This window comes from Ruegeria sp. BJ3 (assembly GCF_056535665.1).
Map to the genome: position 1 here is coordinate 2,436,753 of NZ_JBQFIT010000001.1, position 18,768 is coordinate 2,455,520.

An 18,768-nucleotide genomic window follows, 5' to 3' on the forward strand; every position below is an offset into this window, starting at 1 on the left:
CTTTCACATCCCTATGCTGCAAGCCGGATTCACCAAGGCGGAGATCAAGGCGGATGGCGCAAAAGACGCTTTTGACAGGGCGCGTACTGAGTTTCGAACACTCCCCCTTCGAAACGCAACCGGATCAGGCGGTCCGGCTGCACGAAGCCGTTCTGATCGAGGGCGGGAAAATCCGGGAGTTGGGAAGTACCGTTGACCTGCAAACCGCGCACCCCGAGGCCGCCATTCATCACCATGGCGAAAACCTGATCCTGGCTGGTTTTGTCGACCCCCATGTCCACTATCCCCAGACGGCGATGATCGCGAGTTGGGGCAAACGGCTGATTGATTGGCTGAACACCTACACCTTTCCAGAAGAGATGAAGTTCGGTGATGCAGCCTACGCAGCCGAGATTTCGAACCGGTATCTTGACCTGACCGCCGCACACGGCACCACGACCATGTGCAGTTTCTGCACCATTCATCCCGAAAGCGTCGATGCCTTTTTCACGGCCGCCCAGGAGCGCGGTCAGCGTGTCGTGGCCGGCAAGACCTGCATGGACCGCAACGCGCCCGAAGGTCTTCGGGACACGGCTCAAGCAGCCTATGACCAGTCCAAGGCTCTGATCGAAAAGTGGCAAGATGTCGACCGGATAGCCTATGCGATCACGCCGCGGTTTTCCCCGACCTCGACCCCAGAACAGCTTGAGGCGATGGGCGCGCTTTGGGCGGAACACCCCGATTGTCTCATGCAGACGCATCTCAGCGAGCAGACGGACGAAATCGAATGGGTTCGGTCGCTGTTCCCCGAGGCGCGTGACTACCTGGACACCTACGAAAAGTTCGGGTTGCTCGGCGCGAACGGCCTCTATGGCCACGTGATCCACCTGGAACCGCGCGAGCGAGACCGCCTGCGTGAGGTCGATGCGTCGCTGATCCATTGCCCCACCTCGAACACTTTCATCGGTTCGGGTCTGTTCGATTTGCACGGGCTGATGCGGGATGGCCATCGTATCGGCCTGGCAACCGACACCGGCGGCGGGTCCAGCTTTTCCATGTTGCGGACCATGGCGGCCGCCTATGAAATCGGCCAATTGCGCGGACATCCGCTGCACCCGGCGCAACTGCTGTGGCTGGGCACCGCAGGCTCGGCCCGGTCGCTGCGGATGGACGACCGCATCGGCAATATCGCCCCCGGAATGGAGGCGGACCTGATCGTGCTCGACCTCGCCTCGACCCCCGCGATTGCCCAGCGAGAAGCCAATGCCGAGTCCCTTTGGGAGGCGGTGTTCCCGACAATCATGATGGGCGACGACCGCGCCATCGCCGATGTGTGGATCGGCGGACGGCGCGTTTCGACCTGAAGGCAGATCAGCCCTGCAAGGCGAGGGCCAACCTGTTCTGCCGTTCGATCGCGCGCGGCAGGTCAAATGTAGCAATGTTGCCGTCCCGGACGACCTGTCGCCCCTCGACAAACAGGTGTTTGACGTGCACCGGACCTGCCAGCAGCAGAGCAGCCGGGTCCCAACTGCCCGCGCACTCCACACCCCTTGTGTCCCAAACAGCGATATCGGCACGTTTGCCCGGCATCAGGCGGCCGCAGTCCGGCCGGTTCAGCACGTCCGCCCCACCCCGCGTCGCAATTTCCAGAGCTTCGCGCGCGGACATGGCATCGGCACCGTTCGCCACGCGTTGCAGAAGCATCGCCTGCCGCGCCTCGGCCATCAGGTTGCCGCTGTCGTTGCTTGCGGAACCGTCAACGCCCAAGCCAACCCTGACCCCGTTGTCACGCATCGCGCGCACCGGCGCGATCCCCGAGCCCAGACGGCAATTCGAGCAGGGACAGTGCGCAACCCCGGTGCGTGACCGAGAGAACAGGTCGATCTCTGCCCCGTCCAGCTTCACGCAATGGGCGTGCCAGACATCGGGGCCGGTCCAGCCAAGTTCCTCGGCATACTGGCCGGGTCGACAGCCGAACTGGGATTCGGAATACAGGATATCCTCGTCGTTTTCCGCCAGATGGGTGTGCAGCATGACCCCTTTGTCCCGTGCCAGCAGTGCGGCGTCGCGCATCAGATCCCGACTGACCGAGAAGGGCGAACAGGGCGCAAGTCCAACCCTGCACATTGAGCCTTCGGACGGGTCATGGAACGCGTCGACCACTCGGATCATGTCATTCAGGATGTCGGCCTCGGCCTCGACCAAAGCATCGGGCGGCAGACCGCCGTCGCTTTCGCCGATGCTCATCGCGCCGCGGGTCGGATGGAACCGCAGCCCCACCTCCGCAGCGGCCGCGATCGTGTCATCCAAGCGTGACCCATTCGGATACAGATACAGATGGTCGGAACTGAGCGTGCAGCCCGACAAGGCCAACTCGGCCAGACCGATCTGAGCCGAAGTGAACATTTCGTCAGGACCGAACCGCGCCCAGATCGGATAGAGCGTCTGCAGCCAGCCAAAGAGCAGCGCATCCTGGCCCGCCGGAACAGCTCGAGTCAGTGTCTGGTAGAGATGGTGGTGGGTATTGACCAATCCCGGCGTCACGACACAGCCGCTGAGGTCATGCACCTCTCCGTCGGTGGTCAAACCTTGGCCTATGCGGGCAATCTGCCCGTCACGGATCAGCAAATCGGCGCCGGCCAGTTCTTGCCGGTTGTCGTCCATGGTCAGGATCGCATCGGCGTTTCTAAGAAGGATTTCGGGCATCTCGCACTCCTGCATCTGCCCGCCTCATGCCAGAAATGCGTGTGCCGGTGGAAAACGGGCGCAAGAACCGGCGCGACGACCCTAATCAATCGCGGCCGCAGCGGCAACCGTCGTCAGAAGTCGCGCAGAATCTCGAGGGCCGCGGCGTGGATCTCAGGGTTCGCAGCCGCCAGTGCCCGCCCCCCCTGATGGGCAGGCCCGCCCTGCCAGTCGGTCACGACGCCACCGGCCGCCTTAATTACCGCGATCGGGGCCTGAATGTCATACGCGTTCAGTCCAGCCTCGATCACCAGGTCGACCTGCCCGGCCGCCAGCAGCGCGTATGCGTAGCAGTCCATGCCGTAGCGTGTCAGTTGCACCTGTCCGGCCACGGCGCGAAAGGCGTCTCCTTCGGCGGTCGTGCCAACTTCGGGGAATGTCGTGAACAGGATTGCGTCCCGCAAGGCATCCGTCCGACGGGTCGCCAAGCTGGTTCTGCCCAAAGGACCGGTCATGAACGCACCGTCTGCATGACCCACAAACCGTTCGCCGATATAGGGTTGGTCAATCACCCCCATGATCGGCCCGCTATCGTCGCCTAGCGCGATCAGCACGCCCCATGTCGGTGTGCCGCTGACGAAACCGCGGGTGCCGTCGATCGGGTCCAACACCCAGGTTCGTCCCGATTTGCCTTCGAGCGCACCGTACTCCTCGCCCAAGATGCCGTCGTCGGGGCGAAGCTCGGCCAGAACGGATCGCATGGCCTGTTCGGCTGCGCGATCGGCCACGGTCACTGGGTCATATCCGCCTTGCAGCTTGTTTGAGGTTTCAAGATTCGACTGGCGAAAGTAAGGCAAAATGGCCGCACGCGCCGCGTCGGCCATTTTCTCGGCAACTTCAAGGTCACTTGCGGAGGCTTTGGTCATGCGCCACTGGTGCGCTCAGCCCTGTGCGAAGTCAAGTCCCGGTCTCAGGCCACGTCGCTGAGAACGCGCGCAAGCTCAAACAGGCGCCGGCGCTGGTTTTCCGGGATCGCGTAGTAGGACCGAACCAGATCCAACGCTTCCTTGTCGCCCATCAGATCAGCAGGAACCGATTTCTTGCCCGAGTCTTCCTTTTGGGCGTCCTCCAGACCTTCAAAGAAAAAGCTGACCGGAACGTCCAGAGCTTCGGCAATGTCCCACAGGCGTGAGGCGCTGATGCGGTTGGCCCCGGTTTCGTATTTCTGGATCTGCTGGAATTTGATACCGACCTGCTGTGCCAGCTGCTGCTGCGTCATGCCAATCAACCAGCGGCGATGCCGTACGCGCTTGCCCACATGGACATCGACGTGATGGGTCATTGGTATTCTCCTCTGTTACACACAACCGCCCGGGAAAACGCTAACTGAACCATGACCGCACACTAGCGAGACGCTTGTAAAAAACTCTCTAATACGGAACGTGCCCCCCGAAACAGCACTGACAAGCAATATTGCCGCTTTTTGGAAAATTTTCAAGATGGTTGAATCTGCGCGCCCGAAGGAAGGTTTACGGTTGTGCACGATTTGGCCAGTGCGACAACGACGCCCGGGCCGTTCCCTTCCGGAATGATTGACAAGTCAGGGGCGGCCCCGATCAATGGCGCCAACATGGAGATTTGAGATGCTGGCCTACCAGATCCAGTCTGCCGGAGAGCAGGCCAAATTGCGCGAGATACCCGTGCCCGCACCCGCCGAAGGCCAGATCCGCGTGGCCATTCGCGCCTGCGGGCTGAACTTTGCCGATCTTCTGATGCAGAAGGGCACGTATCAGGATACGCCAGCGGCCCCTTTCACATTGGGGCTTGAGGTTGCGGGGGTCGTAGACGCGGTCGGCGCAGGGGTCAGCCATCTGAAGCCCGGAGACCGGGTCGCGGTATACTCAGGCCAGGGCGGATTGGCGCAATTCGGGGTTTTTGACGCCGACCGTGCCGTACTCATCCCCCGGTCGTGCAGCTTTGAAGACGCGGCAGCCATCCAGATCGCCTACGGCACCAGCCAAATGGCGCTGGACCATCGGGCGCGACTGCAGCCGGGCGAGACCCTTTTGGTGACCGGTGCCGCCGGCGGTGTCGGGCTGACGGCGGTCGAGATCGGCAAGCTTATGGGCGCGACGGTGATCGCACAGGCCCGTGGCGCCAATAAATTGGCGGTCGCCCGCGCGGCCGGGGCCGATCACCTAATCGACGCGGACGAAGATCTGCGCGAGCGCGTGCTGGCATTGGGTGGCGCAGACGTTGTCTATGACGCCATCGGTGGCGACGTGTTCAAGGCTGCCTTCCGGGCGACCAATCCCGAAGGCCGCCTGCTGCCGATAGGTTTTGCCGGCGGCGAAGTCCCGCAGATACCGGCCAATCATTTGCTGGTGAAGAACCTGACCGTGATCGGGTTCTACATCGGTGGCTATCTGAGGTTCCGGCCCGAGGTCGTTCGCAACAGCTTTGAGACCCTCTTTGCCTGGCATGCCGAGGGACGCATCCGGCCCCATATCAGCCACAGCCTGCCGCTGTCCGAAGTGGCGCAGGGCATGACTCTGCTGAAGGAACGAAAGTCGACCGGGAAAGTCGTCATCACGATCTGACCGGATCAGCCCACCACGGCGCGCAGTGGTGTACCACCAAGCATGTGGAAGTTCTGCCGCACCAGCGCAGCGAGGGCCTCCACCACTTCGCCGCGCCCCTGATCGCCTCCGTAAAGGTTGATCATATGCGCCGGCAACTCGGGCAGAACCCCACCTGAATCGATCTTCTCCAGATGTGCCGCCTCGGTCCCCTCAAGCATGGCGTGGACGGCGAGGTCCGCGCTGACGGTTGCCTCGATCGTGCGGTCGTTCTCGGTTTCAACCGACAGCTCCCATGGAATGCCTGCTGCATCCAAGGCGGCAATGACCTGAGGCCGGAAGAGGCAGCGCCGACCCAGCGCCAACGGAAGCGGCCGCCGTCGCCAAGCCGAGCCTCCTGACGCGCCGATCCAGCGCAGAGGCAGCTCTGCAATGGTTTCACCGCCGTCCGAATTCGCAGCCTCGGTCGTCAGGATCACGTCACATTCACCACGCCGAAACATCTCTTTCAACTGGATTGAATAGGACGAAACCAACTGCACGCGCACGCGGGGGAAATCGGCATTGAACCGCTGCAGAACCCGTGGAATGGCCGGGTAGACGATATCGTGCGGCACCCCAAGCACCACCTCGCCCTCAAAGGCCTGATCGGTCAGCTTCGAGATGACCTCGTCATTCAACGCCACCATTCGCCGGGCATAAGCCAACAGCTGTTCGCCAGAGGCCGTCAACGCGATGGTGCGCCCAGACCGGTCCAGCAATTCCAGGCCCAACAACTCTTCCAGACGTTTCAGCTGCATGGACACAGCCGACTGTGTCAGATGCAGGAAACCGGCGGCACGCGTTACGCCCCCGTGGTCCGCGACCGCCACGAATGAGCGCAGGGTGGTGATGTCTAGGTTCCGCATCATCAATAATCCTTATGGATGAATTCAAAAACATTCATTTTTAAAATATGCCACAACCCGCCATATAGTTCAAGGAAGCTGATATGAAAACAGATTTACATCACAGACCGATGAAAGGACACAAGTCATGACCCAAATCGCTGCACACCGACCCTGTGCCTCGGCATCGATCAAAACGGGCAATTGGCTTCAGCGAATGCTTGCGGCCGCTCATCAACGGCGGGCGCTGGCCCGGCTGGATGACCGCGCCCTGCAAGACATCGGGATCACCCGATCAGAGGCCCTGACAGAAGCATCCCGCCCGTTCTGGGACGCGCCCGAAACCTGGCGCAAGCGGCCCTGAATGCACGGCCTGCAACGGATTTCAGCGCCACCTTCCAAAGCGGCGCTGAAATTGTTGACCATATTGCTGAGTTTTGACCCCAAAACCCTTGAAACATGCGCTACACTCTCCGATATTTGCTGGGAAATCGCCCCGCAACCGGGGGCTGAAAGCTGAATTCAAGGGAGACCTCTATGGCACAATTCGATACGATCCGGACGGCGACTGGCGCGCGCGCTGCCGAGATTGACGAGGGCCTGCGCGCCCACATGAACAAGGTCTACGGCACGATGTCCGTGGGCATGCTGATCACCTTTGCGGTTGCATGGGCTGTAGGAACCAGCCCGCAGCTGCTGTCGGTGTTCCGCGATCCGGTGACCCTCAGCCCGAACATTCTGGGCTGGATCGTCATGTTCGCTCCGCTGATCATGGTGTTTGCCTTCGGCGCGGCCATCAACCGCCTCAGCGCAGCTGGCGCTCAACTGTTCTTCTACGCCTTCGCGGCGGTGATGGGCCTGTCGCTCAGCTGGATCTTCGTGGCCTTCACTGGCATTTCGATCGCCCAGGTCTTTCTTGTGACCTCGATCGCCTTTGCCGGTCTGTCGCTGTATGGTTACGTCACCAAGAAGGACCTGTCCGGTATGGGCACGTTCCTGATGATGGGTGTGATCGGCCTGATCGTGGCAATGGTCATCAACCTGTTCCTGCAATCGCCAGCCATCATGTTCGCCGTGTCGATCCTGGGCGTTCTGATTTTTGCGGGCCTCACCGCCTATGACACCCAGAAGATCAAGACCACCTACATCCAGATGGCCCATGCGGGCGATCAGGAGTGGCTGGGCAAGGCCGCCATCATGGGTGCGCTTAACCTGTACCTGGACTTCATCAACATGTTCATGTTCCTGCTGCAGCTGCTCGGCAATCGCGAGTAAGACTGACGGAACACCAAATCAAAGGGCGGGCCCGAATGGCCCGCCCTTTTTTTGTTCAGGTGCAAGTAAAGCCAGCCCAAAGAAAAAGGCCCCAGCCAAATGGCAAGGGCCTTACATCATTGTAATCGCAACGGATCCGATCAGCTGCAGTTCAGCGGAACCGCGAAACCCGAGCTGCGCGACGACCCGCCCTTGCGGTATACGTCGCCGGCAGGCAGACAGCCGGTAAAGCGCTCGGTCTGGCTGCCGAACGCGGCCCCAACCGAGTTGTCCACCTTGGTGCTGTTGTTTTCGGTGCGCAACACGCCGAACAGGGTTCCGTTCACGCTCACCGTGCTCAGGAACATGGTGCTGCTGCTGCCGGTCAACTGTACGGCCGTGGTGTCGGACCGTCCGCCATTGTCGATGGCAACGCCCGCGACCTTGTCGAATTCTGTCTTGTCAGTGCTGGCCTGAATGGTCGGCAATTCAGCCAACTCAGCTGGGACGTTCGTCGCAGGCGGAACAAAGGCAACGGCGCCTTTGACGTCCGAAACGGTTCTTGGTTCGCCATCAATGCCGGTGAACCCGACGCCTTGGCGGTTGAACGGGTCCTCACAGGCCGAAAGTGTCAGAATGGCGATTGCGGGCAACAAGATTTTTTTCATGGCGCTCAACATTTTGTGGCGGTTTGCTGAACCGTACTGGCAGGCGGGGCAAAAAAGCAAGCCAACACCAATCAGAATACCTGTCGGCCTGATGCGCCTCTGCAACGGCCCGAAACGGCCGGATCGGGCGGCGTCAGTGCTACACGACACGGTCAAAACAACGAAAAAGGGTCCTGCCGAAGCAGAACCCCCTAAGCTTTCGCGTCGAAAAAAGGCAGATTACTTGATCTTGCCTTCCTTGTACTCGACATGCTTCCGAACGACCGGGTCGTACTTACGAACGGTCATTTTCTCGGTCATGGTGCGAGCGTTCTTTTTGGTCACGTAGAAGTGGCCCGTGCCCGCGGTCGAGTTCAGACGGATCTTGATTGTCGTCGGCTTCGCCATGGTTATCTCCTGCGTCCGGAAAGGCAGGGGCCTTTCGGTTGAATTCCTATGAGCGTGCGCTTTTACCCGGTCGCGCGCCCGAGTCAACCGGAATCGGCGGTGTTTCAACACAAATCACAGTATCCGACACACAGTGGATCAGCGCCCGGTTTGGACAGATCACGGTTTCGTGATATGATCGCGTCACAGCATCCCAGAACGCCGCGGTCCAAGGTTGTGCGGCGTGAGGCAGCGAAACCGGGCAAGACCCTCTGTCAGCAGAGTTTTCTTGCACGTCTGCTTGGGGGAAATCATGACAGAATGGAAACTTCAGGGCGAGACGCTGGCCAATTGCAACTGTGATTTCGGTTGCCCCTGCCAGTTCAGCAGCCTGCCCAGTCACGGGAATTGCGAGGCCGTGGTCGTCTTTGACATCACAAGCGGCCACTACGGGGACACGGATCTTTCCGGCCTGCGGGCTGCGGGTGTCTACCACTGGCCAGGCCCGATTCACGAGGGCAACGGGCAGATGCAACTGATCATCGACGAACGGGCGGACGCCGATCAGCGGGCCGCCCTGCAGGCCATCATGTCCGGTGAGGACACCGATGAAATGGCCACCATGTGGTATGTCTACAGCGCCATGGCGCCGACCAAGCATGAGACACTGTTTGCTGAAATCGACGTGAACTGGAGCCGCGAAGACCGGACCGGCTACGCGAAGGTCAAGAACGTGTTCGATGTGGACGTCAAGCCGATCGCACATATCGTCTCGGGCCAACCGCATCGCGCGTCGATCCAGTTGCCGCATGGATTCGAATACCGCCACGCCGAGGTCGCCTCGGGAACGGCCAGGACAAGCGGTTCAGCCATAGACCTGACCTTCGAGTCCTCACATGCCCATCTGGCGCATTTAAACATCTCAGGTCATGGCGTTGTCGGGCCATAGTGCAGACGCGTCGGAACAGGCCCGCCCTGCCCGAACGATCAGCCTCGAGCGAGTACTGCGAAAAGAACGTCTGATCGTCGCTGGAAGTGTCCTTCTGATCGTTTCGGGTGCGGTCTGGTACACGGTCGCCGGTGTCGGGATGCAGATGTCGGCCGTCGAGATGACTCGGATGGCCGGTCCAATTGGCCAGCCCATGCCGATGGGGGCCGGTGCCGTCTGGACGCTTTGGTACGCCGCATTGGTCTTTGCCATGTGGTGGGTGATGATGGTCGCAATGATGACGCCCAGCGCGGCCCCGACTGCCCTATTGTTTGTGGCGTTGAAACGGGTTGGACCCGACAGGCAGCGCAGCGCCAGCTTCGGATTGGCCTTTCTGTCGGGGTATCTTTTTGCCTGGGCCGTGTTCAGCCTTGGGGCAACCGGACTGCAATGGGGCCTGCAACAGATCGGAGCGATGGATGGCCCGATGATGACCATCCGGTCCGGAATCTTGGCGGGCATCGTTCTCTGTGCTGCCGGGATGTATCAGTTCAGCGGGTTGAAATCCGCGTGCCTCCGCCATTGTCAGAGCCCGGCTGCCTTTCTGACCCGCCACAACCGGCCCGGGCATTGGGGTGCGTTTCGATGCGGCGCCCTGCACGGAGCCTACTGCTTGGGCTGCTGCTGGGCCTTGATGGCACTGCTGTTCGTCGGCGGCATCATGAACCTTTGGTGGATCGTCACAATCGCCGTCTACGTCGCGCTGGAAAAGCTGTTGCCCCGGGCGGGATGGCTGACGCCGGTCGTCGGTGTCGTTTTGATCGGATTGGGAGCCTGGGTGTCGATCACCGCATTGGTTTGATGCGGCAAGCCTGTCTTCCGGGCCAAGGAGCCGGCCAATTGGAGCGCTCTGCACATTTCATTCACGAGGAGATCGTCATGCCTGTCTTCATCACCTATGCCTCTTATTCCAACGCCGGTGTCAAAGGGATGCTGAAGAAACCGGAAAACCGCACCGGGCCGGTGGCGGCGCTGCTGGAGAAGGTTGGCGGCAAACTGCTGGCCTTCTACGTGACGACCGGAAGCAATGACGTGGTGGTCATCAGCGAAGCTCCGGACGGAACGGATGCCGTGGCAGTCGGTATGGCCGTTGCGGCTTCGGGGGCGGTTTCGCGGGTCGAGACGGTTCGGGCCTGGTCGGCCGACGAATTTGTTGCCATCACCGAGAAAGCCGCGAAACTGGTCGCGGCCTACACGCCGCCCGGAGGATGAAGAAAATACGCGCGGAGGGCCTGTAAGCCGGATCCTGTTCCGGGGTCGCCCCCTTCGATGACCATTCCTCTAGGCCGAGCATTGCTGCGCGGCTCGAGCTGCCAACCCGGTCCCTCTCGGCCAAGGCGAGCCTAGCGGCGGTATCGGCTGACGCCGACCGGCCCGCGCGGGGACCCTATTCGGCATTGCTCCCGGTGGGGCTTGCCGTGCCGCCGCTGTTGCCAGCGGCGCGGTGGGCTCTTACTCCACCGTTTCACCCTTGCCATGATGTGCCAGAGGCGAACCTCCGATCCGTCATGGCGGTCTGTTTTCTGTGGCGCTTTCCGTCGGGTTTCCCCGCCCGGGCGTTACCCGGCACCGTTGCCTTGTGGAGTCCGGACTTTCCTCTCGGGCCTGAGCCCCAGCGGCCATCCGGCCCTCCGCGCGGTTGCCGGGTTAAACGTCCACCCGAATACCGTCAAGGTGTTCCATCAAGGCAGCCAGTCGTTCGATGTCGCCCATATCCTTCTTGGACAGGGGCCCGCGCCGCCACGGGGCAAACCGGCTTCGGAACGCTTTCAGCAGATCAGCTATAGGGGCTTTGGGATACCCGGCCCTCATCGCAACCAATGCAAAGTATTCGTCGTCTGGCTGCATTTCTTCAAGGTATATACCCTTCAGAACGGCCGGCCCGGCCGCCAGTTTCTGGTGCGCGAGACGATCCCAATCAAACTTGGGACCGGGATCAAACTTTCGCTCGGGGGCCATGTCCGAATGGGCGATAACGTTCGAGGGCTTGATCCCCAACCGCTCTTGCAGATGTGAAAGCAGGTTTTCCAGCACCGCCATCTGCGGTTCGGAGAAAGGATGATCGCCGCGATTGTCGAGTTCGATCCCGATGGAGCGGGAATTGATGTCGCTGAACCCCCGCCATGCACCTGCACCGGCGTGCCAGGCGCGATCTTCCTCACGGACCATCTGCCAGAGCGTTCCGTCGCAGCCGATCAGATAGTGGGCCGATACCTCGGTGGCCGGGTCGCACAAACGCTCGAGCGCGGCTTGAGCGCTGTTCATCGCGGTGTAGTGAAGCACCACCAGCGACGGCTTCAACCCATCCCGGCGGGGGCCGAAATTGGGGGATGGGTGCCAGATCGGCGAGAGCTCAGTTGCCGACGGCACTGCGGAACGGGCTGGGGTCCCAGCCGCAGGCAAATCCGTCGCCATCCGGGTCCAGGCCCTTGCGGTCGCGCTGGGGGCCACCATTGGCCAGGAAATCGATCTGTGCCTGGTCAGGCGATGCGTATCCCGCGCAGTTGCGTTGTGCCTTGGCCTGCAAATTGAACCCGGCTCGGCTGTAGAGCTGTGTGCCAACCGGATTGGTCGTGGTCAGAGCATATTGGACGATATTGGGCTGTCCGTCCGACCCGCGCTGAGGAACCGCCGTCGGCGCGACAACCTCGTATGTCTGACGGTTCTGCTGAATCAGCGCGGCATCATCCTGGATGCTGCGGCTGCTTGAAACCGCTGCGAAATCCTGCTCGTTCGAAATGCCGTTTGAGCTTACGGCCACCGGTGCAGTCGGCTGCGCCGATGTGCTCGCCAATGCCGCCGCGGTCTGGTTGGCAATGTCCGTGGCGCTGTCGCCCGTCGTGAAGGGGGCAGGACCGGCTTCGGCATTCAACTGCTCCTGCGAAATGGCCGGCGGCGGCAGCAGCGGGTTCCCCGCGGCGCCTTGCCCGGCCAACTGCGCCTCGCGTTCGGCCTGATACTGCGGCGTGTTGAAGCCGGAGTCCGTGACTGGTGCCACGGTATCGCAAGCCGCGACGAACCCGAAGGCCGGAATGAGAAGCATTTTGCGCATGGAACTGCTCCGTCCTCGCGTTGTTACCGCTGCCTGAGGGTTACCACCATTTGCCCGGCTTGGCCACAAACCCGGCGGCATTCTCAAGCGCGTAGGCGGTATTCAGAAGGTCACCTTCTTCCCACGGACGACCGATCAGCTGCAGCCCCAGCGGCAAGCCCTGCCCGTCAAGACCGGCGGGAACCGAGATACCCGGAAGACCCGCGAGGTTGACGGTCACGGTGAACACGTCGTTCAGATACATCTGCACCGGGTCGGCCTCGGTCATTTCGCCCAGACCGAACGCAGCCGAAGGTGTCGCCGGTGTCAGGATCGCATCGACGCCTGCGGCAAAGACATCCTCGAAGTCTTTCTTGATCAGCGTCCGCACCTTGCGGGCGCGGTTGTAGTAGGCGTCATAGAAACCAGCTGACAGCACGTAAGTGCCGACCATGACACGGCGCTGCACCTCGTGGCCAAAGCCCTCGGCGCGGGTCTTTTCATACATCTCGGTGATGCCGTCGCCCTGCGCCAGCTGCGCACGGCGGCCGTAGCGCACGCCGTCATAGCGCGCCAGGTTCGACGACGCCTCGGCCGGTGCGATTACATAGTAGGCCGGAAGCGCGTATTTGGTGTGCGGCAGCGAGATGTCGACAATCTCGGCCCCGGCGGCCTTGAGCATCTCGGCCCCATCGGCCCAGAGCTTTTCGATCTCGGCGGGCATACCATCCATCCGGTATTCCTTTGGAATGCCGATTTTCTTGCCCTTGATGTCTCCGGTCAGCATAGCCTCAAAGTTCGGAACAGCCAGTTCTGCGCTGGTCGAGTCTTTCGGGTCGTGCCCACACATCGCCTCAAGCATGATGGCCGCGTCGCGCACGTTCTTGGTCATCGGCCCGGCCTGATCCAGCGAGGACGCAAAGGCCACGATGCCCCAGCGCGAGCAGCGGCCGTAGGTCGGCTTGATGCCGGTGATGCCGGTGAAGGCGGCGGGCTGCCGGATCGAGCCACCGGTGTCGGTTCCGGTCGCTGCCAGGCACAGATCGGCTGCGACGGCAGACGCCGAACCACCCGAGGAACCGCCCGGGGTCAGCTGCGCGTCATCATTGCCGCGCCGCCAAGGGTTTACCGCATTGCCGTAGACCGAGGTTTCGTTGGACGAACCCATGGCGAACTCGTCCATGTTCAGCTTGCCCAGCATCACCGCGCCCGCATCGGCCAGTTGCTGCGAGACCGTGGATTCGTATTCGGGCTTGAACCCGTCCAGAATCTTGGACGCAGCCTGCGAGGGCACGCCCTTGGTGCAGAACAGATCCTTGATGCCGATCGGCAGGCCACACATGGCAGGCGCGTCGCCCGCCTTGATGCGCTCGTCTGCGGCCTTGGCGCGCTCCAGCGCGATTTCCGGGGTCTTGTGCACGAAAGCATTCAAGACATCGGCTGCGTCGATCGCCTTCAGGCAGGCCTCGGTCAGCTCGACCGAGGTCACATCTCCGTTGCGCAGGGCGTCGCGGGCCTCGGCAAGGCTCAGTTTGTTCAGATCGGACATGTCTTACTCCACCACCTTGGGAACCGCGAAAAAGCCCTCGCGCGCGTCGGGGGCGTTCGACAGGATCTTGTCCTGCATATTCCCGTCGGTCACCACATCCTCGCGCCGCTTCAGCCGCATCGGCGTCACCGAGACCATCGGCTCGACCCCTTGGACGTCAACTTCGTTCAGCTGTTCGATGAACCCCAGGATCGTGTTAAATTCCGAGGCCAGCGCGGGCAACGCGTCATCCTCGACCTTGATCCGGGCCAGTTTGGCCACCTTGGCGGCGGTGCTTTGGTCAATCGACATGGGAAACCTCATATGCGTTACAGGGGCATTTACCCGTCTGATGCAGCAGTCGCAAGACCACTGAGCCACAGCGATTTGTCCAAAGCCCACGCGGTTGCCGCCAAGCCAAACAATTTTGAATACCCGCTATGCAAAAAAGTGAACGGATTAGTTCACTTTGACGATTGAAGCCGGCGCAAAAAGTTACTTTATGTACTGAACGAAACAGTTCAGTCCGGAGAAAAATCATGAAACGCATGTTGATTGCTGTGTCCGTTGTTCTGACAACCGCTGCCGCGCCGGCCCTCGCGCTGGGGGTTCCCATGGGCGACCTGACACCGACGCTGACCTTCCCCGATCAGCACCCCTCGGATCAGGTGAGCCAGGAGAAATCCTCGCTCCGCAACTAACCCTACCGCTTCCCTGTTGGATCGGGCCGGTTCTCCCCCCTTTTTCCGCCCCGATCCTGCACCTGCCCTCGTGGCGCCGCCGGCCCTGAATGGGTCGGCGCTTTTTTGTTGAAGCACGGTGCTCTATCGTTCATTCACTCAAGAGTTTCAGGTCAGCATGACCGAATGTCCCGAGGTGCCGTTGCCAAAGCAGGAGATGCCATGACAGAGCGCAAGCAGAAGGTTCTGGATGCAATTGATACGGCCAATTCGGCCGATCCCACCCAGGAAGACGGTCGTCCCGCCGCGCTGCTTTATGGCGAACGGATGAGCGCCGAGTTGGACCGGCTGTTCCCCGACGCCTCCGAGCCGTTGCAGATCGCCGCCCGCGGCCAGCATGTCGAGCGCTGGAAGCTGGCCCGCTCGGCCTATCCTGAAGGGCGCGCGGGCTATCTGGCCTGGCGCAAGGCCCAGGCCGAGCATCACGCGCAGGTCGTGGCCGAGCTGATGTCCGAGGCCGGTTACGATCAGGCCGAGATCGACGCCGCCCGTCGCATGTTGCGCAAACAGGGCATCAAGCGCGACGACGACGTTCAGGCGCTGGAGGACGTGATCTGCTTTGTCTTTCTGAAATGGTATTTTGCGCCCTTCGCCGCGAAACACTCGGACGAAAAGATCCAGCGCATCGTCGAAAAAACCGCCCGCAAGATGTCGGCCGAGGCGCGCCGACGCGTGCTGGACGAGTTCGACCTGCCCGAAGACCTGGCCCGCGCTTTCAAGGATTGACGCGTCATGACCGATGACATGCAGCTGTTAGTCGACCTGCACCAGCCCAACGACCGGCAAGGCCCCGGCAGCGACGCGGCAACGGAAATGGCGTTGAAACTTTCGGGTGTACAAGCCGATCCCGGACTGAAGGTCGCCGATATTGGCTGCGGCACCGGAGCCGCGGCCTTCTGCCTTTCACGCCATCTGGGCGCATCGGTGACGGCAGTGGATTTCCTGCCGGAGTTTCTGACCGAGCTGAACAGACGCGCGCAGGACTTGGGTCTGGCGGCCCGGGTTCACACCCTTGAGGCGTCGATGGAGGACCTGCCCTTCGACGATGCCAGCCTTGACGTGATCTGGTCGGAAGGCGCGATCTACAACATGGGGTTCGAAAACGGTTTGAACGCCTGGCGTCGGTTCCTGAAACCCGGCGGTGTCCTGGCCGTGTCCGAACTGACCTGGCTGACCGATCAACGCCCCGAACCTCTGACACGGCACTGGGATGCCGCCTATCCCGAAGTTGCGACCGCCGGACGGAAGATCCGCCAGATTGAGACCGCCGGTTATGAACCTGTCGGCTATTTCCCGCTGGGCTCTGACTGCTGGATGGAGAACTACTATCTCCCCCTGAAACGCAGCTTCCCTGCCTTCCTCGACCGGCAGGGCAATTCCGAGCAGGCCAAAGCGCTTGTCGATGCCGAACAGACCGAGATTGATTTGTACGAAACCTATTCCGACTATGTCAGCTATGGGTTCTACGTGGCACGGCGTCTGCCGGACTGACCGAATCCGTCATGGCCCGGCGGTAAACCTCGATCATCCAGCCCAGCATGGTGGCGTTCAGGAGGTGCCACATGAAATGCGTTCCCATCGGGATGCGGGCGCAAAGCGGAGCATCGAGCGCACGGAAAGTGATCGACGCGATCAGGATCACAGCCCCGACCGCCAGGCCCCGGGCCAATTGCGGCCTGCGCACGCGTAAAAGATACGCATAGATCAGGATCAGCAACGGCACCGGAGCATATGCGGACGACCCGCCCAGCCCGGGTACCAGCTGAAACACCGGTATGGTCAACGCCGCATAGGGGACGAACAAGGCCGCCAGCCCCACCGCCTTCGGCGTGGACAGCCGCCAGATGTCCCGGTTCACGGCAAAGATATAGACAAGGATGAACAGCAGAATCGGCGTCGTATCCGCCAGCGCGGCCCAGACCTGCGCATGGGTATGAAACAGATAGCTGCCAATGCCGATCACCGCCAGAATGGCGACCAGCAGGTTGGCCAAGGGCAGACCCTGCCCCCGCACCCGCCGCCACATCACCCATGCCGCCAGCAGAAAGGCCGCGTTGGTCACGGCGTTTACGGGTTCGGCCCAATAGGCCGGCGACAGGCGCTCGCAATAGCCGTCGATTTCTCGCATCCAGTCCATGGATTTTTACATAGCCGATGCTAGGCTGGCCCTGAACCGGTTTCAGGAGGGTCTTTCATGAAAATCATCTGGTTGGGGCATGGCAGCTTTCGAATTCACGCGGCGGGACAGGTCCTGCTGATCGACCCCTGGCTGAGCGGCAACCCGATGCTGCCCGAGGATCAGCACGACGCGGCCGCCCAAGGCGCCACGCATATCCTGTTGACCCACGCGCATTTCGACCACGTCGCCGACGTTCTGCCGTTGGCCAAACGCCTGAACATTCCCGTCGTGGGCCAATACGACGTCATGGCGCATTGGGCCGAGGCCGAAGGGATCGAGACCATCGGCTTTAACAAGGGCGGCCGGGTCGACCTGAACGGGGTCAAGGTCGACATGGTGCCGGCCTCGCACAGCTCGACCTTCGCCACACCCGATGGCCCTCGCACCGGTGGGTCCGAGGTGGGGTTCATCCTGTCGGCCGATGGTCACACGGTCTATGTCTCGGGCGACACCACGATCATGGCCGACATGGAGTGGATCGGCGACTATTACAAACCCGATATCGGCGTTTTGTCGGCGGGCGGCTATTTCACGATGGACATGAAAGCCGCCGCCTATGCCGCCCGGCGGTATTTTGACTTCAAGACGGTGATCCCCTGCCACTACCGGACTTTTCCGATCCTGGAACAATCCGCCAAAGACCTGGCGGATGGGCTGCCGGGCGTGACCGTCATCGAACCCGAGGTCCTGCAGGAGATCGAGCTTTGACGCCCGCGCTGGCCTTCTCGGCGGAAGAATACGCGGCGCGGCTGGCCAAGACCCGGTCCGCGATGGCCCAGCGGGGTGTCGAGACCCTGCTGGTTGCGGACCCGTCGAACATGGCCTGGCTGACGGGCTATGACGGCTGGAGCTTCTACGTCCCGCAGATGGTGATCGTCCCCCGCGACGGCGCGCCCTTGTGGTGGGGCCGGACGCAGGACAAGCCCGGCGCGGCGCAGACCACCTGGCTGGACCCCGCCGACCTGTTCGACTGGCCCGAGGAACATGTGCAGCACCCCGACCATCACCCGGTCGAGTCGCTGGCATCGCTGCTGCGCACGCGCGGCTGGACGACCCATCTGGGTGTCGAGATGGACAATTATTACTACTCGGCCGCCAGCCACCGGATCCTTGAGACCGCGTTCGGCCGCGATGCGCTGGTCGACGCGACCGGGTTGGTGAACTGGCAGCGCGCGGTCAAAAGCGAGGCCGAGATCGCCTTGATGCGCAAGGCCGGTCAGTTGACCGCACACATGCACGCAGTGCTGCGCGACGGGTTCCGCGCCGGGGTTCACAAAAACGTGCTCGTGGCCGAGGTTCAGGCGGCGGGCATCGCCGGGCTGCCGGGGCTTGCGGGCGACTATCCCGCGATTGCGCCAATCGCGCCCTCGGGGGCCGAGGCCTCGGCCTCGCACATCACCTGGAACGACCGTCCGCTGACACCGGGCGAGGCGACCTATTTCGAGATCTCGGGCTGCCACCGCCGTTATCACTGCCCGGCCAGCCGCAGCCTGTTTCTGGGTGACCCACCCGCCGATATCCGGCGCGCGGAAACCGCGATCCTGACCGCGATTGAGGACACGCTGGCCGCCGCCCGCCCCGGCGCCACCTGCGAAGAAATCGCCGCCTGCGTCTATGACAGCTTTGCCCGGGCCGGCTATGTCAAAGGCAATCGCACGGGCTATCCGGTGGGCCTGAGCTATCCGCCCGATTGGGGCGAGCGCACCATGAGCCTGCGCCCCGGCGACAGCACCGTTCTGCAGGACAACATGACCTTTCACCTGATGCCGGGCCTGTGGACGCCGGATTGGGGGCTGGCCATCACCGAAACCTTCGTGGTCACGCCGACGGGCGGGCAACCCTTGGCGGACATACCCCGCGAACTGGTCGTGAAACCGGCCTGAG

General features: G+C 61.9%; 23 protein-coding genes and 1 other RNA gene. 12 read left to right on the forward strand and 12 right to left on the reverse strand.

The window, feature by feature from the left end:
• Positions 1-53: 53 nt before the first annotated feature.
• A complete protein-coding gene (gene guaD / locus ACR3EL_RS12190) occupies positions 54-1,343 on the forward strand; it encodes a guanine deaminase (RefSeq protein ID WP_170340162.1) in 1,290 nt (429 codons plus the stop codon).
• 7 nt (positions 1,344-1,350) lie between these two features.
• Here the strand turns inward: guaD and ACR3EL_RS12195 are convergent, their stop codons facing one another.
• The 3 genes from ACR3EL_RS12195 to ACR3EL_RS12205 all read right to left on the reverse strand — a co-directional run bounded on the left by ACR3EL_RS12195 (position 1,351) and on the right by ACR3EL_RS12205 (position 4,006).
• On the reverse strand, positions 1,351-2,685 hold the full coding sequence (locus tag ACR3EL_RS12195; protein ID WP_170340160.1) for an 8-oxoguanine deaminase: 1,335 nt from the start codon (positions 2,683-2,685) through the stop codon (positions 1,351-1,353).
• A gap of 113 nt (positions 2,686-2,798) precedes the next feature.
• On the reverse strand, positions 2,799-3,590 hold the full coding sequence (hisN, locus tag ACR3EL_RS12200; protein WP_170340158.1) for a histidinol-phosphatase: 792 nt from the start codon (positions 3,588-3,590) through the stop codon (positions 2,799-2,801).
• Between the two features lie 44 nt (positions 3,591-3,634).
• Positions 3,635-4,006, reverse strand: a complete 372-nt coding sequence (locus ACR3EL_RS12205; RefSeq protein WP_093964756.1) for a helix-turn-helix domain-containing protein — start codon at positions 4,004-4,006, stop codon at positions 3,635-3,637.
• A 301-nt stretch (positions 4,007-4,307) separates the two neighbouring features.
• Here ACR3EL_RS12205 and ACR3EL_RS12210 point away from each other — a divergent pair, with 301 nt between their 5' ends.
• Entirely contained in the window at positions 4,308-5,264 is a 957-nt protein-coding gene (locus tag ACR3EL_RS12210; RefSeq protein WP_480721742.1) for an NADPH:quinone oxidoreductase family protein, read from the forward strand.
• A 5-nt stretch (positions 5,265-5,269) separates the two neighbouring features.
• Here the strand turns inward: ACR3EL_RS12210 and ACR3EL_RS12215 are convergent, their stop codons facing one another.
• Positions 5,270-6,151, reverse strand: a complete 882-nt coding sequence (locus tag ACR3EL_RS12215) for a LysR family transcriptional regulator (RefSeq protein WP_093965049.1) — start codon at positions 6,149-6,151, stop codon at positions 5,270-5,272.
• A gap of 127 nt (positions 6,152-6,278) precedes the next feature.
• Here ACR3EL_RS12215 and ACR3EL_RS12220 point away from each other — a divergent pair, with 127 nt between their 5' ends.
• Together ACR3EL_RS12220 and ACR3EL_RS12225 are read left to right on the forward strand one after the other, a co-directional pair.
• Positions 6,279-6,494 carry a DUF1127 domain-containing protein gene (locus ACR3EL_RS12220; protein WP_480721744.1) on the forward strand — a complete coding sequence of 72 codons (216 nt, stop codon included), beginning with the start codon at positions 6,279-6,281 and terminating at the stop codon, positions 6,492-6,494.
• Positions 6,495-6,667: 173 nt separating this feature from the next.
• Entirely contained in the window at positions 6,668-7,405 is a 738-nt protein-coding gene (locus ACR3EL_RS12225; protein ID WP_170340154.1) for a Bax inhibitor-1/YccA family protein, read from the forward strand.
• Positions 7,406-7,545: 140 nt separating this feature from the next.
• Here the strand turns inward: ACR3EL_RS12225 and ACR3EL_RS12230 are convergent, their stop codons facing one another.
• Both ACR3EL_RS12230 and rpmG read right to left on the reverse strand, forming a co-directional pair.
• Positions 7,546-8,052 carry a lipoprotein gene (locus tag ACR3EL_RS12230; RefSeq protein ID WP_170340151.1) on the reverse strand — a complete coding sequence of 169 codons (507 nt, stop codon included), beginning with the start codon at positions 8,050-8,052 and terminating at the stop codon, positions 7,546-7,548.
• Positions 8,053-8,271: 219 nt separating this feature from the next.
• A complete protein-coding gene (rpmG, locus tag ACR3EL_RS12235) occupies positions 8,272-8,439 on the reverse strand; it encodes a 50S ribosomal protein L33 (protein ID WP_007799108.1) in 168 nt (55 codons plus the stop codon).
• Between the two features lie 292 nt (positions 8,440-8,731).
• On the opposite strand from rpmG, the gene ACR3EL_RS12240 reads away from it, so the two are divergent.
• The 3 genes from ACR3EL_RS12240 (at position 8,732) to ACR3EL_RS12250 (ending at position 10,618) form a co-directional block, all read left to right on the forward strand.
• On the forward strand, positions 8,732-9,367 hold the full coding sequence (locus ACR3EL_RS12240; RefSeq protein WP_149774645.1) for a DUF1326 domain-containing protein: 636 nt from the start codon (positions 8,732-8,734) through the stop codon (positions 9,365-9,367).
• Positions 9,348-10,208, forward strand: a complete 861-nt coding sequence (locus ACR3EL_RS12245) for a DUF2182 domain-containing protein (protein ID WP_170340149.1) — start codon at positions 9,348-9,350, stop codon at positions 10,206-10,208. The genes ACR3EL_RS12240 and ACR3EL_RS12245 overlap by 20 nt, the downstream gene beginning before the upstream one ends.
• 77 nt (positions 10,209-10,285) lie before the next feature.
• Positions 10,286-10,618 (forward strand): GYD domain-containing protein, encoded by a 333-nt coding sequence (locus tag ACR3EL_RS12250; protein WP_170340147.1) that lies wholly within the window; start codon positions 10,286-10,288, stop codon positions 10,616-10,618.
• A 7-nt stretch (positions 10,619-10,625) separates the two neighbouring features.
• On the opposite strand, the gene rnpB is transcribed toward ACR3EL_RS12250, so the two are convergent.
• From rnpB to gatC, 5 genes are all read right to left on the reverse strand, one after another.
• Positions 10,626-11,041: RNase P RNA component class A (rnpB, locus tag ACR3EL_RS12255), an RNA gene on the reverse strand.
• Between the two features lie 12 nt (positions 11,042-11,053).
• Positions 11,054-11,821 carry an N-acetylmuramoyl-L-alanine amidase gene (locus ACR3EL_RS12260; protein ID WP_170340145.1) on the reverse strand — a complete coding sequence of 256 codons (768 nt, stop codon included), beginning with the start codon at positions 11,819-11,821 and terminating at the stop codon, positions 11,054-11,056.
• Complete coding sequence (locus ACR3EL_RS12265; protein WP_093964748.1) at positions 11,760-12,458, reverse strand: hypothetical protein; 699 nt, start codon at positions 12,456-12,458, stop codon at positions 11,760-11,762. The genes ACR3EL_RS12260 and ACR3EL_RS12265 overlap by 62 nt, the downstream gene beginning before the upstream one ends.
• A 40-nt stretch (positions 12,459-12,498) precedes the next feature.
• Positions 12,499-13,986 (reverse strand): Asp-tRNA(Asn)/Glu-tRNA(Gln) amidotransferase subunit GatA, encoded by a 1,488-nt coding sequence (gene gatA, locus ACR3EL_RS12270; RefSeq protein WP_170436613.1) that lies wholly within the window; start codon positions 13,984-13,986, stop codon positions 12,499-12,501.
• A 3-nt stretch (positions 13,987-13,989) separates the two neighbouring features.
• Entirely contained in the window at positions 13,990-14,277 is a 288-nt protein-coding gene (gatC, locus tag ACR3EL_RS12275; RefSeq protein WP_480721752.1) for an Asp-tRNA(Asn)/Glu-tRNA(Gln) amidotransferase subunit GatC, read from the reverse strand.
• Positions 14,278-14,504: 227 nt separating this feature from the next.
• Here gatC and ACR3EL_RS12280 point away from each other — a divergent pair, with 227 nt between their 5' ends.
• From ACR3EL_RS12280 to ACR3EL_RS12290, 3 genes are all read left to right on the forward strand, one after another.
• Complete coding sequence (locus ACR3EL_RS12280) at positions 14,505-14,666, forward strand: hypothetical protein (protein WP_170340142.1); 162 nt, start codon at positions 14,505-14,507, stop codon at positions 14,664-14,666.
• A gap of 201 nt (positions 14,667-14,867) precedes the next feature.
• Positions 14,868-15,431 (forward strand): DUF4202 domain-containing protein, encoded by a 564-nt coding sequence (locus ACR3EL_RS12285; RefSeq protein WP_480721755.1) that lies wholly within the window; start codon positions 14,868-14,870, stop codon positions 15,429-15,431.
• A 6-nt stretch (positions 15,432-15,437) separates the two neighbouring features.
• Positions 15,438-16,196, forward strand: coding sequence for a class I SAM-dependent methyltransferase (locus ACR3EL_RS12290; RefSeq protein WP_480721756.1), 759 nt, complete (start codon positions 15,438-15,440; stop codon positions 16,194-16,196).
• Here the strand turns inward: ACR3EL_RS12290 and ACR3EL_RS12295 are convergent.
• Positions 16,156-16,842, reverse strand: a complete 687-nt coding sequence (locus ACR3EL_RS12295) for a ceramidase domain-containing protein (RefSeq protein ID WP_170340136.1) — start codon at positions 16,840-16,842, stop codon at positions 16,156-16,158. The genes ACR3EL_RS12290 and ACR3EL_RS12295 overlap by 41 nt on opposite strands.
• 57 nt (positions 16,843-16,899) lie before the next feature.
• On the opposite strand from ACR3EL_RS12295, the gene ACR3EL_RS12300 reads away from it, so the two are divergent.
• Together ACR3EL_RS12300 and ACR3EL_RS12305 are read left to right on the forward strand one after the other, a co-directional pair.
• A complete protein-coding gene (locus ACR3EL_RS12300) occupies positions 16,900-17,592 on the forward strand; it encodes a metal-dependent hydrolase (protein WP_170340134.1) in 693 nt (230 codons plus the stop codon).
• Complete coding sequence (locus ACR3EL_RS12305) at positions 17,589-18,767, forward strand: M24 family metallopeptidase (RefSeq protein ID WP_170340132.1); 1,179 nt, start codon at positions 17,589-17,591, stop codon at positions 18,765-18,767. Before ACR3EL_RS12300 ends, ACR3EL_RS12305 begins: the two co-directional genes overlap by 4 nt.
• Position 18,768 lies beyond the last annotated feature (1 nt).